This is a genomic window from Cupriavidus sp. Met-2, from assembly GCF_049843575.1.
Lineage (GTDB): Bacteria > Pseudomonadota > Gammaproteobacteria > Burkholderiales > Burkholderiaceae > Cupriavidus > Cupriavidus metallidurans.
In genome coordinates this window covers 139,581-153,623 of record NZ_JBBHZL010000001.1, presented here as the reverse complement: position 1 = coordinate 153,623, position 14,043 = coordinate 139,581, and the positions used below count along the sequence as shown (strand labels likewise).

The 14,043-nt window shown below is 64.1% G+C and carries 11 protein-coding genes; 5 read left to right on the top strand and 6 right to left on the bottom strand.

Annotated features, from left to right (window positions below; all coding sequences use genetic code 11):
- Positions 1–171: 171 nt before the first annotated feature.
- The 3 genes from WD006_RS00750 to WD006_RS00740 form a co-directional block, all read right to left on the bottom strand.
- Positions 172–1,038, bottom strand: coding sequence for a hypothetical protein (locus WD006_RS00750; RefSeq protein ID WP_011515202.1), 867 nt, complete (start codon positions 1,036–1,038; stop codon positions 172–174).
- A gap of 232 nt (positions 1,039–1,270) precedes the next feature.
- On the bottom strand, positions 1,271–1,816 hold the full coding sequence (locus WD006_RS00745) for a single-stranded DNA-binding protein (protein ID WP_011515201.1): 546 nt from the start codon (positions 1,814–1,816) through the stop codon (positions 1,271–1,273).
- Positions 1,817–2,091: 275 nt separating this feature from the next.
- Positions 2,092–3,348, bottom strand: coding sequence for an MFS transporter (locus WD006_RS00740; RefSeq protein ID WP_011515200.1), 1,257 nt, complete (start codon positions 3,346–3,348; stop codon positions 2,092–2,094).
- 274 nt (positions 3,349–3,622) lie between these two features.
- Between WD006_RS00740 and uvrA the strand changes: the two genes are divergently transcribed.
- The gene (gene uvrA / locus WD006_RS00735) at positions 3,623–6,490 is read left to right on the top strand and encodes an excinuclease ABC subunit UvrA (protein ID WP_011515199.1); all 2,868 of its coding nucleotides are present in this window, start codon (positions 3,623–3,625) and stop codon (positions 6,488–6,490) included.
- Between the two features lie 53 nt (positions 6,491–6,543).
- On the opposite strand, the gene WD006_RS00730 is transcribed toward uvrA, so the two are convergent.
- Positions 6,544–8,220: a Na/Pi cotransporter family protein gene (locus WD006_RS00730; RefSeq protein ID WP_011515198.1), complete on the bottom strand. Its 1,677-nt coding sequence runs from the start codon at positions 8,218–8,220 to the stop codon at positions 6,544–6,546.
- Between the two features lie 279 nt (positions 8,221–8,499).
- Positions 8,500–9,072 carry an adenine phosphoribosyltransferase gene (locus tag WD006_RS00725; RefSeq protein ID WP_011515197.1) on the bottom strand — a complete coding sequence of 191 codons (573 nt, stop codon included), beginning with the start codon at positions 9,070–9,072 and terminating at the stop codon, positions 8,500–8,502.
- A 126-nt stretch (positions 9,073–9,198) separates the two neighbouring features.
- Here WD006_RS00725 and WD006_RS00720 point away from each other — a divergent pair, with 126 nt between their 5' ends.
- Both WD006_RS00720 and WD006_RS00715 read left to right on the top strand, forming a co-directional pair.
- On the top strand, positions 9,199–9,777 hold the full coding sequence (locus WD006_RS00720; RefSeq protein ID WP_017511030.1) for a DJ-1/PfpI family protein: 579 nt from the start codon (positions 9,199–9,201) through the stop codon (positions 9,775–9,777).
- 58 nt (positions 9,778–9,835) lie between these two features.
- Positions 9,836–10,264 carry a ribbon-helix-helix domain-containing protein gene (locus WD006_RS00715; RefSeq protein ID WP_011515195.1) on the top strand — a complete coding sequence of 143 codons (429 nt, stop codon included), beginning with the start codon at positions 9,836–9,838 and terminating at the stop codon, positions 10,262–10,264.
- On the opposite strand, the gene WD006_RS00710 is transcribed toward WD006_RS00715, so the two are convergent.
- Complete coding sequence (locus WD006_RS00710; protein WP_029306755.1) at positions 10,254–12,233, bottom strand: monovalent cation:proton antiporter family protein; 1,980 nt, start codon at positions 12,231–12,233, stop codon at positions 10,254–10,256. The genes WD006_RS00715 and WD006_RS00710 overlap by 11 nt on opposite strands.
- A 150-nt stretch (positions 12,234–12,383) precedes the next feature.
- Between WD006_RS00710 and WD006_RS00705 the strand changes: the two genes are divergently transcribed.
- Together WD006_RS00705 and lptC are read left to right on the top strand one after the other, a co-directional pair.
- Positions 12,384–13,367 carry a KpsF/GutQ family sugar-phosphate isomerase gene (locus WD006_RS00705; RefSeq protein WP_011515193.1) on the top strand — a complete coding sequence of 328 codons (984 nt, stop codon included), beginning with the start codon at positions 12,384–12,386 and terminating at the stop codon, positions 13,365–13,367.
- A 3-nt stretch (positions 13,368–13,370) separates the two neighbouring features.
- Positions 13,371–13,997 carry an LPS export ABC transporter periplasmic protein LptC gene (lptC, locus tag WD006_RS00700; RefSeq protein WP_011515192.1) on the top strand — a complete coding sequence of 209 codons (627 nt, stop codon included), beginning with the start codon at positions 13,371–13,373 and terminating at the stop codon, positions 13,995–13,997.
- Positions 13,998–14,043: the final 46 nt, after the last annotated feature.

Genomic DNA, 14,043 nt, shown 5'->3' with positions numbered 1-14,043 from the left:
ACGCATCCCAACTACCGTAGGCAATGTTTACGACTTTTCCGTGTCACGAAGCAATCTCGCACTGGGAGTCCAATATGGCAGTGTTCGAGCCCAGCTTTCAACGGCCTACTGCCTGCTAGGCTCAGCTTCTGTGGTTGAGAGCAGCGGACAACGGCTGCCCCCCAACTGCCATTACGCACGATTTCCGCCCGCCATGTTTAGGCGCTCGGACTTTTCCGGCCAGTTGGTGTGCGCCTCCAGAACGACCTTACCCATATTTTCATGCTGGAAGGAGTGCTCAAATGGCACGGTCACCACGTCCAGTCGGTCTGGCTTCCCTCCTACTGCAATGGCTGAGATCCCCTCGTACAGATCGGGCGAGTATCCCGGCAGGAACACGATTGCAATCAGTCCATCAAAGTAGAAACGATAGGTCTTCGCCGGCGGAAGTCCGCGTTCGGCGTCAGGGCCGAAGTGATAGTCCCGATAGATGGGTGTTTGATTGTGATGAGGGCCCAAGGTGGAGAGTTGCGTGAGCGTGATGGGGTAAAAATCCGCGGGCTCCGCAGTCCCTTCCAACAGCATGCGGCGTAGTTGCTGCTCGTCGCCCGCAGGCAGCTTGATCTCCTCAAACTCTGGCCGCTTCGTTACCGCCGCCCGCCAGAGAAGGCTGAGCAAGAAGAGCCGAAGTCGGGCGGTATCGATGCCCTGAATCGAATGCACGCCAAGATGGTTGTCATGCTCCTCAAGGAGCTGATGGGTCGCGCTGAAGTCCATTGACGGCTCAAGAACGGTGCTTTCTCCCCAACCGCTCCATACCAGCTTTGCCCGCCTCATGTTTGCAATGGCCCAGGTGTCGAACTCGGTGAGGATCTTCTCGCCGCGCTGGATTACCAACTCGCTATCGAACCAACTGTTCCAGGTTCGCTTAGGAGGGCGGCCGTTGCCCGCCTCTATGAACGGGGCAGACTTGTCCTTCCGAGTGAGGGCAGCAGGAATGATGTGGGACTTCAGGAAGATGCCATGCTGCCCCGTCAGTTTGCAGATGCCAGCGCGCATTTACATTTATGCGGTCTTAGCCGCACTCAGTTTAGACATTGAGAATCCTAACTAAGATTTTCGCGTTAGGACGTCGAAAGTTGACACTTCCGCTTCCGGACGGAAATTTCACACGCCGCCGGAGATCCGCCCTCAAATCTTTCCAATGCACCACCGCCCATAAGATACTGATTAAAAAGAAAAACCCCGCTCTTAAGCGGGGCTAATCTTCACAGATATCAATTACTCAAGGTTAGAACGGAATATCGTCGTCCATATCCTCGAAGCCGTTCGACGGTGCCTGTTGCTGGCGACGCTGGCCGCCTTGCTGACCGCCGCCCTGGGCACCACCGCCCTGGCTGCGGCCACCGCCGCCTTGCGATTCGCGGCTGTAGCCACCGCCACCGCCCGCACCGCCACCGGCACCACCGCCGTAGCCGCCTTCATCGCCGCCACCGCCCTGGCCACGGCCACCCAGCATCTGCATCTGGTCCGCGACGATTTCGGTGCTGTACTTGTCCTGACCGGACTGGTCCTGCCACTTGCGCGTGCGGATGCGGCCCTCGATATAGACCGACGAACCCTTGCGCAGGTACTGGCCGGCGATCTCGGCCAGCTTGCCGAAGAACGCGATGCGGTGCCACTCGGTGGCTTCCTTGAATTCGCCGGACTGCTTGTCCTTGTAGCGGTCGGTCGTCGCCAGCCGGATGTTGGTCACGGCATCGCCGCTGGGCATGTAGCGGGTTTCGGGGTCGGCGCCCAGGTTGCCGACGAGAATGACTTTGTTGACCGATGCCATGTAGATGATCTCCAGGGACCGCGCCCTTTCAGCGCGGTACTAAACGTAAGGAACGTGCAAAAAAAGCTGGGACGTAAACGACATCACGCGCCCTACGGATGAACCGTCAAGCGCGTGTTCATGCTAACGCCAATACAGCAGGAAAACGTATCGGACTAATACCGATACGAAAAAAACTGTGTCTAAAAAACCGCTTCAGGATGAAGCGAAGCGGTTCTGGCTAGACGTGCGGCCGAAGGCAGTACACCAACGCCAGAATCATTCTGAAGTGGTTTCTAAGCCGCCACCGCAGAAGCACTCCCTTGGCTACGGGCCGGGGGCGCCTTCATGCTCCACGCGATTATAAGCCAGAGCACCAGAACCACCGCGCACCCTATGAACACTGCGCTGCGTCCTTCGTGCTGGAGCAGCCAGCCGCCGGCCACGCCACCGAGGAACAGGCCCAGCGACTGGGTCGTGTTGTAGACGCCAAGCGCCGCCCCACGGCTGACCGCGGCGTAACGCGACACCAGCGATGGTTGCATCGCCTCCAGCACGTTGAACGCGACGAAGAACAGCAGCAGCACGCCGACGATCGGCCACAGGCCATGGACCGACGCGAACAGGATCTGGACGACCGTCATCAGGGCCACCGAGGCCAGCAGCACCGGGCGCACCTTGCCGTAGCGCTCGGCCGCCATCATCGGTGCCAGCATCAGCAGGAACGACACCAGCACGACCGGCAGATAGACCTTCCAGTGCTGGTCCAGCGGCATCCCCGCGTCGCTCAGCATGGCCGGCACCACCATGAACATGGCCACCTGGCTCGCATGGAGCGCCAGCACGCCGACATTCAGACGAATCAGGTCGGCATTCATCAGCACCTGGCGGAACGGTAGCCGCACCGGATGCGGCGGCGGCGGCGCAGGCACCAGGAACAGCGTCACGCCGATCGCCACCACGCCGAACACGGCCATCAGGCTGAAGATGCCCGACATACCGATCGAATGCAGAAGTGGCGAAGCAATCACCAGCGAGAGCGCGAACGTCAGGCCGATACTGCCGCCGACCATTGCCATGGCCTTGGTGCGATGGCGTTCACGCGTCAGATCCGCGATACAGGCCGTGATGGCCGCCGAGATCGCGCCCATGCCCTGCAACGCGCGGCCGATGATGATGCCGGTCAGGGTATCGGAGAACGCTGCAACCAGCGCGCCGGCTACGAAGAGCAGCAGCCCCGCGACCATGACCGGCTTGCGCCCGACCCGGTCGGACAGCCAGCCCAATGGAATGTGCAGGAAAGCCTGCATCAGCCCGTAGATCCCCATCGCGATGCCAACCCGCTGGGCATCGTGCCCGTCGGGCAGCGTGCGCGCGTACTCGGCAAAGACCGGCAGGATCAGGAACAGGCCCAGCATGCGCAGGGCAAAGATGCTGGCGAGTGTGAGGCTGGCGCGCAACTCGCCTTTGGTCATGCGGTCACGCGCGGGCTCGGTCCGGGTGGACTCGTCGGCAAGGGATGCGGGCTGGGAAGAAGGCGGGATCGACGGCATTGCGGTCGTATAAGGAATCTGGTCCGGTCGGCGACTGCTTCGATCGTCCGAACGCCGGGAAGTTGCTGACGCGGGGCTGTCTCCACCCTTTTGTCATTCGCCTGTCTGGCGCCGGGCAACCCCGGAAACCGAAGTTCGGTATATTAGCAGGTTTGCTTCCCGCGCTTTCCGCATCACGCTCCGCTTTCGGCGGGCCCGGAAATCGCGTGTCGCGGCAGGCTGGCGCCCCTGTTTCGGGCGCCCCAGGCGTTGCGCAAGGCACATTGACGGGGATATGGAAGAAATCAAGATCCGTGGGGCGCGTACCCACAACCTGAAGAACATCAATCTCGACCTGCCGCGTAACAAGCTTGTGGTGATCACGGGGCTGTCGGGGTCAGGCAAGTCGTCGCTGGCATTCGACACCCTCTACGCCGAGGGGCAGCGCCGATATGTCGAATCGCTGTCCGCCTACGCCCGCCAGTTCCTGCAACTGATGGAAAAGCCCGACGTCGACCTGATCGAGGGGTTGTCCCCGGCGATCTCGATCGAGCAGAAGGCCACGAGCCACAATCCGCGCTCGACCGTTGGCACCGTCACAGAGATTCACGACTACCTGCGCCTGCTCTTCGCCCGCGCCGGCACGCCCTACTGCCCCGACCACGGCATCGCGCTGCAGGCGCAGAACGTGTCGCAGATGGTTGATGCGGCGCTGGCGCTGCCAGAAGACACCAAGCTGATGATCCTGGCGCCCGTGGTCTCGGACCGTAAGGGCGAGCACACCGATCTGTTCGACACGATGCAGGCGCAGGGTTTCGTGCGCTTCCGCATCCGCTCCGGCGGCGGCACCGCGCATGAGGCCGAAGCCAAGGTCTACGATGTCGACGCGCTGCCCAAGCTCAAGAAGACCGAAAAGCACACGATCGAGGTGGTGGTCGACCGCGTCAAGGTCCGCGCCGACATCAAGCAGCGTTTGGCCGAATCGTTCGAAACGGCACTGCGCCTGGCCGATGGCCGCGCGATCGCGATGGAGATGGACACCGGCCGCGAGCATGTGTTCAGCTCGCGCTTTGCCTGCCCTATCTGCTCCTACTCCTTGCAGGAGCTGGAACCGCGCCTGTTCTCGTTCAACAACCCGATGGGCGCCTGCCCCAGCTGCGACGGCCTGGGCCAGATCACTTTCTTCGATCCGAAGCGGGTGGTGGCCTTTCCGAACCTGTCGCTGGCCTCGGGCGCGATCAAGGGCTGGGATCGCCGCAACCAGTTCTATTTCCAGATGCTGCAGAGCCTGGCGGCGTTCTACGACTTCGACACGGAAACCCCGTTCGAGGAACTGCCACCCGAAGTGCAGCAGGTAATCCTGCACGGTTCCGGCGAGACCGAGATCCCGTTCACGTATATCAACGAACGCGGCCGCACCACACTGCGCGCGCACGCGTTCGAAGGGATCATCCCGAACCTCGAACGCCGCTATCGTGAAACCGATTCGGTGGCCGTGCGCGAGGAACTGGCCAAGTACCAGAACAACCAGGCGTGCCCGGTCTGCCAGGGCACCCGCCTGCGCACCGAGGCGCGCCATGTAAAAGTGGGCGAGGCAGATCAGGCCCGCGCGATCTTCGAGATCAACGGCTGGCCGCTGCGCGACGCGCTGACGTACTTCCTGACGCTGGACCTGCACGGCGCCAAGCGCGAGATCGCCGACAAGATCGTCAAGGAAATTACCGCCCGGCTCAACTTCCTGAACAACGTCGGGCTCGACTACCTGTCGCTCGAGCGCAGCGCGGACACGCTGTCCGGCGGCGAGGCGCAGCGCATCCGCCTGGCCTCGCAGATCGGCTCCGGCCTGACCGGCGTGATGTACGTGCTCGACGAGCCGTCGATCGGCCTGCACCAGCGCGACAACGACCGCCTGATCGGCACGCTCAAGCATCTGCGCGACATCGGTAACTCGGTGCTGGTGGTGGAGCACGACGAAGACATGATCCGCGCGTGCGACTACGTGGTCGACATCGGCCCGGGCGCGGGCGTGCATGGCGGCATGATCGTGGCGGAAGGCACGCCGGACCAGATCGAGAGCTCACCGGCATCGCTGACGGGGCAGTACCTGTCCGGCCAGCGCCGCATCGAGGTGCCGAAGACGCGCGCCCTGCCCGACGACGAGCGGCTGCTCCGCATCGTCAACGCCACTGGCAATAACCTGCGCAACGTTACGGCCGAAATCCCGGTGGGCCTGCTCACCTGCGTCACTGGCGTTTCTGGTTCAGGCAAGTCGACGCTGATCAACGACACGCTCTACCACGCGGTGGCACGCCATCTGTATGGCTCGACTGCGGAGCCCGCGCCGCATGACCGCATCGAAGGCCTCGAGCACTTCGACAAGGTCATCAACGTCGACCAGAGCCCGATCGGCCGCACGCCGCGCTCGAATCCGGCTACTTACACCGGCCTCTTCACGCCGATCCGCGAACTGTTCGCGGGTGTGCCCTCCGCCAAGGAACGGGGCTACGACCCGGGCCGTTTCTCGTTCAACGTGAAGGGCGGCCGCTGCGAGTCATGCCAGGGCGACGGCGTGATCAAGGTGGAAATGCATTTCCTGCCCGACGTCTACGTGCCGTGCGATGTCTGCCACGGCCAGCGCTACAACCGCGAGACGCTAGAGGTGCTGTACAAGGGCAAGAACATCTCCGAGGTGCTCGACCTGACCGTCGAGCAGGCGCACGAGTTCTTCAACGCTGTGCCGGTGGTGCGCCGCAAGCTGCAGACGCTGCTCGACGTGGGCCTGGGTTACATCCGGCTGGGGCAGTCGGCCACCACGCTCTCCGGCGGCGAAGCGCAGCGCGTGAAGCTGTCGCTGGAACTGTCCAAGCGCGACACCGGCCGCACGCTGTACATCCTCGACGAGCCCACCACGGGCCTGCATTTCCACGATATCGAACTGCTGCTCAAGGTCATCCACAAGCTGCGCGACCAGGGCAACACGGTCGTGATCATCGAGCACAACCTCGACGTCATCAAGACGGCGGACTGGCTGATCGACATGGGCCCGGAGGGCGGTGCGGGTGGTGGCCAGGTGATCGCGAAGGGATCCCCGGAAGTCGTGGCCGCCAGCAAGGCGAGCTTCACGGGCAAGTATCTGGCGCCTCTGTTGAAGAAGCAGGGGTAGGTCTCCAGGGCGTGGTCGGAAATCGACGCGCCCTGCCCGCTCCCCCAGCCCCGCTAGCGAGCGCCCGCCACCGCCGCGACCTTCTCCTCCGGATCCTCCTTCATCCGGCTGCGGTTCATCATCCCCGCCCGCTCCAGCACCGGATATGCGGTGGAGCAGAACAGCGAATTGAGCCGCTTCAGTTCCGCGATCAGATCCAGATGGAGCGAGCTGGTCTCGATGCTCTCCACGGTCTGCACGGCCACACGCTGCAGGTGCGAGCGCGACAGATCGCGCTCCAGATCGCGGAAGGCCGCCTTCTCCGCCATCAGTTGCTGGGCGCTGCGCAGGTCGCCGGTCAGGAACACCGACAGTCCCAGACGCAGGTTCGCCACCACGCGGGCGTGCATCTCGGCGATCTCCTGCATGCCGGCCTCGGAGAACGACAGGTTGTGCGCGATCTTCTTTTCCTTGGTGTCGACGATCACGCGTTCGATCAGATCCCCCGCGTGCTCCAGGTTGATCGTCAACGAGATGATTTCGGTCCAGCGCTCGCCATCGTGCTCATCCAGCGCCTCGGTGCTGATCTGCGTCAGGTAGAGCTTGATTGCGGTGTAGAGATCGTCGACTTCGTTGTCGATACGACAGGTGGCATTGGCCAGCTTCAGATCGTTGGTCCGCAGCACGCGCAGCAGGTTGTCGAGCATTTGTTCGACGCGATCGCCGATGCGCAGCACCTCACGCGCGGCGTTAGACAACGCGAGCGTCGGCGTGGACAGCGCGGCCGGATCGAGGTGGCGCGGCGTGACCTGGCTGTCGCCGGTGTTCCGGCCCGGCAGAATGGCCTCGCACAGGCGCGCCAGCGGCGCGGTAGCGCCCAGCAGCAAAAGTGCCAGCGCCACGTTGAACAGCAGATGGAAGTTCACGATCATCCGCTGCGGCTCGCTGCCAACCAGCGCCAGCAGTTCCTCGGCCTTCGTCAGCAGCGGCAACGCGATCACGCAACCGAGCAGGCGCGACAGCAGGTTGCCCAGCGTCACGCGCTTGCCGGGCTGGTTGTTGCCCGACGTCGACATCAGCGCCGAGATACCCGAGCCGAGATTGGCGCCCAGCACTAGCGCCATGGCCACGTGGATCGACACCACCCCGGCCGATGCCAGCGCGCCGCAGAACAGCACCATGGCCAGGCTCGAATAGCAGAGGATCGTCAGCACCGCGCCGATCAGCATGTCCAGCGCAGCGTCGCCAGTCAGCGTGCTGAATAGCACCTTGACACCGGCCGCCTGCACCACGGGCCGCGTGGCGATCGAAATCAGTTCCAGCGCCAGCGTGATCAGACCCAGCCCGATCAGCACGCGCCCCACGTGGCCGGCCTTGCTGCCCTTCCATGACAGATGCAGGATCACGCCAATAAAGATCAGCAGCGGCGACAGCCATGACAGATCGAGCGAGAACACCTGCACCATCAGCGCGGTACCCACGTTCGCACCCAGCATGATCGCCAGCGCGGGGGCCACCGCGATCAGTCCCTGTCCGACGAACGAACTGACGATCACGGCCGTGGCATTGCTGCTCTGGACGAGACCGGTCACGCCGACGCCCGCGAGGAACGCAGCAAACCGGTTGGACACGCTGACGGAAAGCACGTGGCGCAGATTGGCGCCGTACACGCGCAGGATACCGACCTTGACTATGTTGGTGCCCCAAATCAGGAGCGCCACGCCGGAGAGAAGATGAAGCAATACGCCCATAGTGCAGCCTTCTTCGTGACCGGTACCGCGAGGGGCGGAAGCGAGGCGCGCAGCCCGGTCATCACCTTGTTATTTCAAGGAGGCATTATGCGCCCCCCTGCCGAAGGGAGCAAACCCGGGAGAGGGCGGCGATTCGAGCCATCCTGGAAGCTGTCTCAGGATGAAGCGAAGCGGTTCTGGCCTGGAGCGGGGCCGCAGACAGTACAAGCGGTACGGCAAGGCCCCGCAACGACGCCGGAATCCTTTTGAAACGACTTCCTAATGGCTTCCTAGGGCTTTCTAGTGGCCGTCGAAATTGCAGACCGTGAACAGCGACAGGCCGCTGGCTTGCAAAAGCTTGGAGCCGCCGAGCTCAGGCAGGTCGACGATCGCCCCGCCTTCCACCACCGTTGCGCCAAGACGCTCCAGCAGCTTGCGTCCCGCCATCATCGTGCCACCCGTGGCGATCAGGTCGTCGATCAGCAGCACGCGGTCTCCCGGCTTGCAGGCATCGGCATGGATCTCCACGGTGGCGCTGCCATACTCGAGCTCGTATTCCTCGGCCACCGTCTGGAACGGCAACTTGCCCTTCTTGCGGATCGGCACGAAGCCCAGGTTCAGCTCGTACGCGATGATCGACCCGAGGATGAAGCCGCGCGCGTCGATGCCAGCCACGAGGTCCAGGTTCTGGTCCATGTAGCGGTGCACGAAGACGTCGATCAGCACGCGCAGCGTCTTGGGGTTCTGCAGCAGCGGCGTGATGTCGCGGAACATCACGCCCGGCTGCGGCCAGTCCGGCACGGTGCGGATGCGGTCACGCAGGTAACCGGTGACATCGCCAAGATCGGGGGACTGGATGATGGAGTTCGACATGAAAGAAACTGGAAAGTGAAATTACGCGCGATGCGGTAACGGGCTACCACCCGTGTCCAAAACCATCGCCGCACAATGGCCCGGCAGTTTGAACATCCGCAACCCGCAACGATACAGGAGACAACCGTGGCCAAGAAGATCTTGATGCTGGCTGGCGACTTCGCCGAAGACTACGAAACCATGGTGCCGTTCCAGGCACTGCAGATGGTGGGCCACACGGTTCACGCGGTCTGCCCGGACAAGAAGGCTGGCGACCACTGCGCCACCGCCATCCATGACTTCGAAGGCGACCAGACCTACACGGAGAAGCGCGGCCACAACTTTACGCTGAATGCCACGTTCGCGGACATCGATCCGGCGCGGTATGACGCCCTCGTCATTCCAGGCGGCCGCGCCCCCGAATACCTGCGGCTGAATGCCCGCGTGCTTGAGATCGTGCGCCACTTCGCCCAGGCCAACAAGCCGATCGCCGCGGTCTGCCACGGCGCGCAACTGCTGGCGGCAGCCGGCGTGCTCGAAGGTCGCACCTGTTCCGCCTACCCCGCCTGTGCGCCCGAGGTGCGGCTGGCCGGCGGCAAATATGCCGATATCCCGGTCGACCAGGCCCATACCGACGGCAACCTGGTAACGGCGCCGGCCTGGCCTGCCCATCCGGCCTGGCTGGCGCAGTTCCTTGCAGTGCTCGGGACGCGGATCGTAGAGTAGAGGCTTCCGAACGCGACGCGGGCCATCGGGCCCGCGGCCGCGCCGCACGGAGGTATCCATGTGTGAGATCTTCATCCGGGCCAATCCGGATTCGTACCAGACCCAGTCCCGATCGTTGCGCCTGCACGGCATGGCCACCAGCATCCGGCTGGAAAATCTGTTCTGGGAGGTCCTGGAAGAACTGGCGCAACGCGACGGCATGACCGTCAACCAGTTGCTGACGCGGCTACACGACGAACTCGCCGAACATCGCGGCGAGACGTCGCTGTCGGCCAACTTTGCCTCGTTCCTGCGGGTGTGCTGTATGCGCTACCTGCTTCTACAAAACGATGGGCGCATCCCGGCCGATACTAGTGTGCCCATTCGGTCGCTCGATGCGCGAGCCGTGCTGGATAGTCTGCCGGCATCGTGGGTGGAGGCCGGCAATTCGCCGTTGCCAAGAGCAGCCAGAGGCGAGCACGCCTCTGCGTCTAGTTCTAGTCCTTGATTAGCCGTTCCTCGGCCGACTCCAGCGCCTCGGGCGTGCCACGCAGCACCACGATGTCGCCCGGCTCCAGCACGGTGTCCGGCTCGGGGTCGAAGGCGCGGATGCCGCGCCGGCGCACCGCCGTGACCTCCACGCCGATCCGCTCCAGCCCCAGCGCGCCCAGGCGACGCCCCACGGCCGTGTGTTCCGGCCCGAGGGACACCGCGTGCAGCCGCACCGTGTCCCGTTCCACCATGTCTTCCTCGTCGTCACGGCCGTGGAAATAGCCGCGCAGCAGGCTGTAGCGTGCGTCGCGCGCCTGCTGCACGCCCCGTACCACGCGGCGCATCGGCACGCCCAGCAGCACCAGCGCGTGTGAAGCCAGCATCAGGCTGCCCTCGATGATTTCGGGCACCACCTCGGTCGCGCCCGCCTTCTGCAAGATGTCCAGTTCGGAATCATCGACGGTCCGCACCAGCACCGGCAGCGCCGGCGCCAGCTCCTGCACGTGGTGCAGCACCTTCACCGCCGATGGCGTATTGGCATAAGTCACCACCACCAGCGCCGCGCGGTGGATACCGGCCGCGATCAGCGCCTCGCGCCGGCCGGCATCGCCATAAACCACCGTATCGCCCGCAGCCGCCGCGTCACGCACGCGATCCGGGTCGAGGTCGAGCGCCACGTAGGTGATGCCCTCGCGTTCCAGCATATGAGCCAGGTTCTGGCCGCTGCGGCCGTACCCGCAGATGATCGCGTGCTTCTCGGTCTGCAGACTCTGCGCCGCGATCCGGGTCATGTTCAGCGATTGCAACAGCCATTCGTTCGCGGCAAACCGCAGCACGATCGCGTCGCTGTACTGGATCAGGAACGGCGCGGCCAGCATCGACAGCAGCATCGACGCCAGGATCACCTGGATCAGCACCGGGTCCACCAGCCCCATGCCATCGATCTGGTTCAGCAGCACGAAGCCGAATTCGCCCGCCTGCGCCAAGCCAAGGCCGGTGCGGATCGCCACCCCCTGGCGCGAACCGAACAGCCGCGCCAGCACCGCGATCAGCACCAGCTTGAACAGGATCGGCACGATCAGCAGCGCGAGCACGAGCCAGACGTGGTCGAACACCACCCGGATGTTCAGCAACATGCCGATCGTGACGAAGAACAGCCCGAGCAGCACGTCCCGGAACGGCTTGATGTCCTCTTCCACCTGATGGCGGTAGGGCGTTTCCGAGATCAGCATCCCCGCCATGAACGCGCCGAGCGCCATCGACAGGCCCAGCCGCTCTGTCAGCGCGGCCATGCCCAGCGTGACCAGCAGCAGGTTCAGCATGAAGAGTTCCTGCGACCGGCGCGCCGCCACGACGTGGAACCAGCGACTCATCAGGCGCTGGCCCAGGAAGAAGATCGCGCCCAGGGCCACGGCGATCTTGACCGTGGCCAGCCCCAGCGCGAACGCCAGGTCTCCCGGGTCGCGCGACAGCGCGGGGATCACAATCAGCAGCGGCACCACGGCCAGATCCTGGAACAGCAGGATGCTGATGATGTTGCGCCCGTGCTCGCTTTCCAGCTCCATGCGCTCGGAAAGCATCTTGGAAACGATGGCCGTGGAGGACATGGCCAGCGCGCCACCCAGGGCCACGGATGCCTGCCAGGACAACGGGAACAGCCAGTTGAACATCCAGCTCGCCGGCACCACAGCCAGCATCGACAGGATGACCTGTGATCCACCCAGCCCGAACACCAGCCGCTTCATCGCGCGCAGCTTGGCCAGGCTGAACTCGAGCCCGATCGAGAACATCAGGAAGACGACGCCGAATTCGGCCAGGTATTTGGTCTGGCCCGAATCGCTGGCCAGGCCGAGCGCGTGCGGGCCGATCAGGATACCGACCGCCAGATACCCGAGCATCGGCGGTAGTTGCAACATGCGGAACGCCACCACGCCAAAAACGGCAGCGGCCAGCAGCACCAGGGTCAGTTCCAGCGGAGAATGCATCGGCGATTGAAAAGTACCAGCCAGGCACGCGCGCCGTCCCGGCATTTGCGCCCTGCCGGCGAAACACGGCAAGCGCGGCGGTCGTCAAGGCGGCAAAAGGCTGGAAAGCCGGGCCAGACGCCATCGCATTCGTTGGTATACTCCGACGCCATGATAGCCAATTTCGATGCGGATCGAGCACTCAGGCTCGCCCGCCAGACCCTTGAAATCGAAGCCGAGGCCGTTTCCGCGCTGGCCGGAAGGCTCACGCCCGCGTTCACGACGGCGGTGGAGATGATTCTCGGCTGCACCGGGCGCGTCGTCGTGTCCGGCATCGGCAAGTCGGGCCATATCGGCCGCAAAGTGGCCGCCACGCTGGCATCCACCGGCACGCCGTCCTTCTTCGTGCATCCCGCCGAGGCCAGCCATGGCGACCTCGGCATGATCACGCGCGACGACGTCCTGATCGCCTTCTCCAATTCCGGTGAAACGGCCGAACTGCTGGCGATCATTCCGATCGTCAAGCGCATCGGCGCCGGGTTGATCTCGATCACCGGCAACGCCGAATCGAACCTAGCCAAACTGTCCAACGCCCACCTCGACGGTGCTGTGGCGCAGGAGGCCTGCCCGCTGAACCTGGCCCCGACCGCCAGCACCACCGCCGCGCTGGCGCTGGGCGACGCGCTGGCCGTGGCGGTGCTCGACGCGCGCGGCTTTGGCGAAGACGACTTCGCGCGCTCGCACCCCGGCGGCGCGCTGGGCCGCAAGCTGCTCACCCACGTGCGCGACGTGATGCGCACCGGCAATGCGGTGCCTGCGGTGCGTGAAAGCACGCCGCTGGCCCAGGCCCTGATGGAAATCACCCGCAAGGGCATGGCCATGACCGCCGTGGTGGACCCCGACGGCCGCGCCGTGGGCGTGTTCACCGACGGCGACCTGCGCCGCCTGCTGGAAACGCCGCGCGACTGGAAGACCGTGCCGATCGGCGAGGTCATGCACCGCAACCCCCACACCGTGCATCTCGACAAGCTCGCCGTGGAAGCCGTGCAGATCATGGAAACGAACCGCATCAACCAGTTGCTCGTCGTCGATGACGATGGCCACCTGGCGGGCGCGCTCCACATCCATGACCTGACCCGGGCCAAGGTCATCTGATCAATGCCAGAGTTCCTGTCCAGAATCACCGGCCTGATCATGCGGCTGCTGCCGCTGCTGCTGATGGCGATCGTTGCCGGCAGCACGTTCTGGCTCGTGCAGATCAACTCGCCGCATGAAGCCACGGCGCAGGCGCAGGTCAAGCGGCACGTCCCCGACTACTACATGGACCGCTTCTCGGCCACGGAACTGGCCGAGGATGGCAATACCAAGATCCGCTTCACCGGCGTGAAGATGGTCCATTTCGAGGACGACCAGACCTACGAGGTGACCACGCCGGCCATGCGCAACTACGAGCCGGATCGCCCGCCCGTTACCGCCAACGCGAATCGCGGCGTGATGAATGCCGAGGGCTCGATCATCGACCTGTACGGCAATGCGTTCATCGTGCGCCAGGCGGGTACCGATGTGTCGAAGGACCCGCGCATGACGGCGGCGTCGCAGTACTTTCAGCTGCTGGTCAACGACGACATCGTCAAGACAGACAAGCCCGTGGAACTGACGCGCGGACCGTCGGTAATGAACGCCAACGGCCTGATCTTCAACAACGTCACCCGCGAAGTACAATTGCTGGGTAACGTTCGCGGCACCATCATCATGAATTCGCCGGGGCAGGCCAGCGCCCAGTGACATCGGGATTTGCGCCCCACCGTCCGCCTGACTGCTGCCTTCCCCT

Bases quoted from the DNA above. Each gene is read 5' to 3' on its own strand.
- WD006_RS00750 (WP_011515202.1), bottom strand. From the start codon at position 1,038: ATGCGCGCTGGCATCTGCAAACTGACGGGGCAGCATGGCATCTTCCTG.
- WD006_RS00745 (WP_011515201.1), bottom strand. From the start codon at position 1,816: ATGGCATCGGTCAACAAAGTCATTCTCGTCGGCAACCTGGGCGCCGAC.
- WD006_RS00740 (WP_011515200.1), bottom strand. From the start codon at position 3,348: ATGCCGTCGATCCCGCCTTCTTCCCAGCCCGCATCCCTTGCCGACGAG.
- uvrA (WP_011515199.1), top strand. From the start codon at position 3,623: ATGGAAGAAATCAAGATCCGTGGGGCGCGTACCCACAACCTGAAGAAC.
- WD006_RS00730 (WP_011515198.1), bottom strand. From the start codon at position 8,220: ATGGGCGTATTGCTTCATCTTCTCTCCGGCGTGGCGCTCCTGATTTGG.
- WD006_RS00725 (WP_011515197.1), bottom strand. From the start codon at position 9,072: ATGTCGAACTCCATCATCCAGTCCCCCGATCTTGGCGATGTCACCGGT.
- WD006_RS00715 (WP_011515195.1), top strand. From the start codon at position 9,836: ATGTGTGAGATCTTCATCCGGGCCAATCCGGATTCGTACCAGACCCAG.
- WD006_RS00710 (WP_029306755.1), bottom strand. From the start codon at position 12,233: ATGCATTCTCCGCTGGAACTGACCCTGGTGCTGCTGGCCGCTGCCGTT.
- WD006_RS00705 (WP_011515193.1), top strand. From the start codon at position 12,384: ATGATAGCCAATTTCGATGCGGATCGAGCACTCAGGCTCGCCCGCCAG.
- lptC (WP_011515192.1), top strand. From the start codon at position 13,371: ATGCCAGAGTTCCTGTCCAGAATCACCGGCCTGATCATGCGGCTGCTG.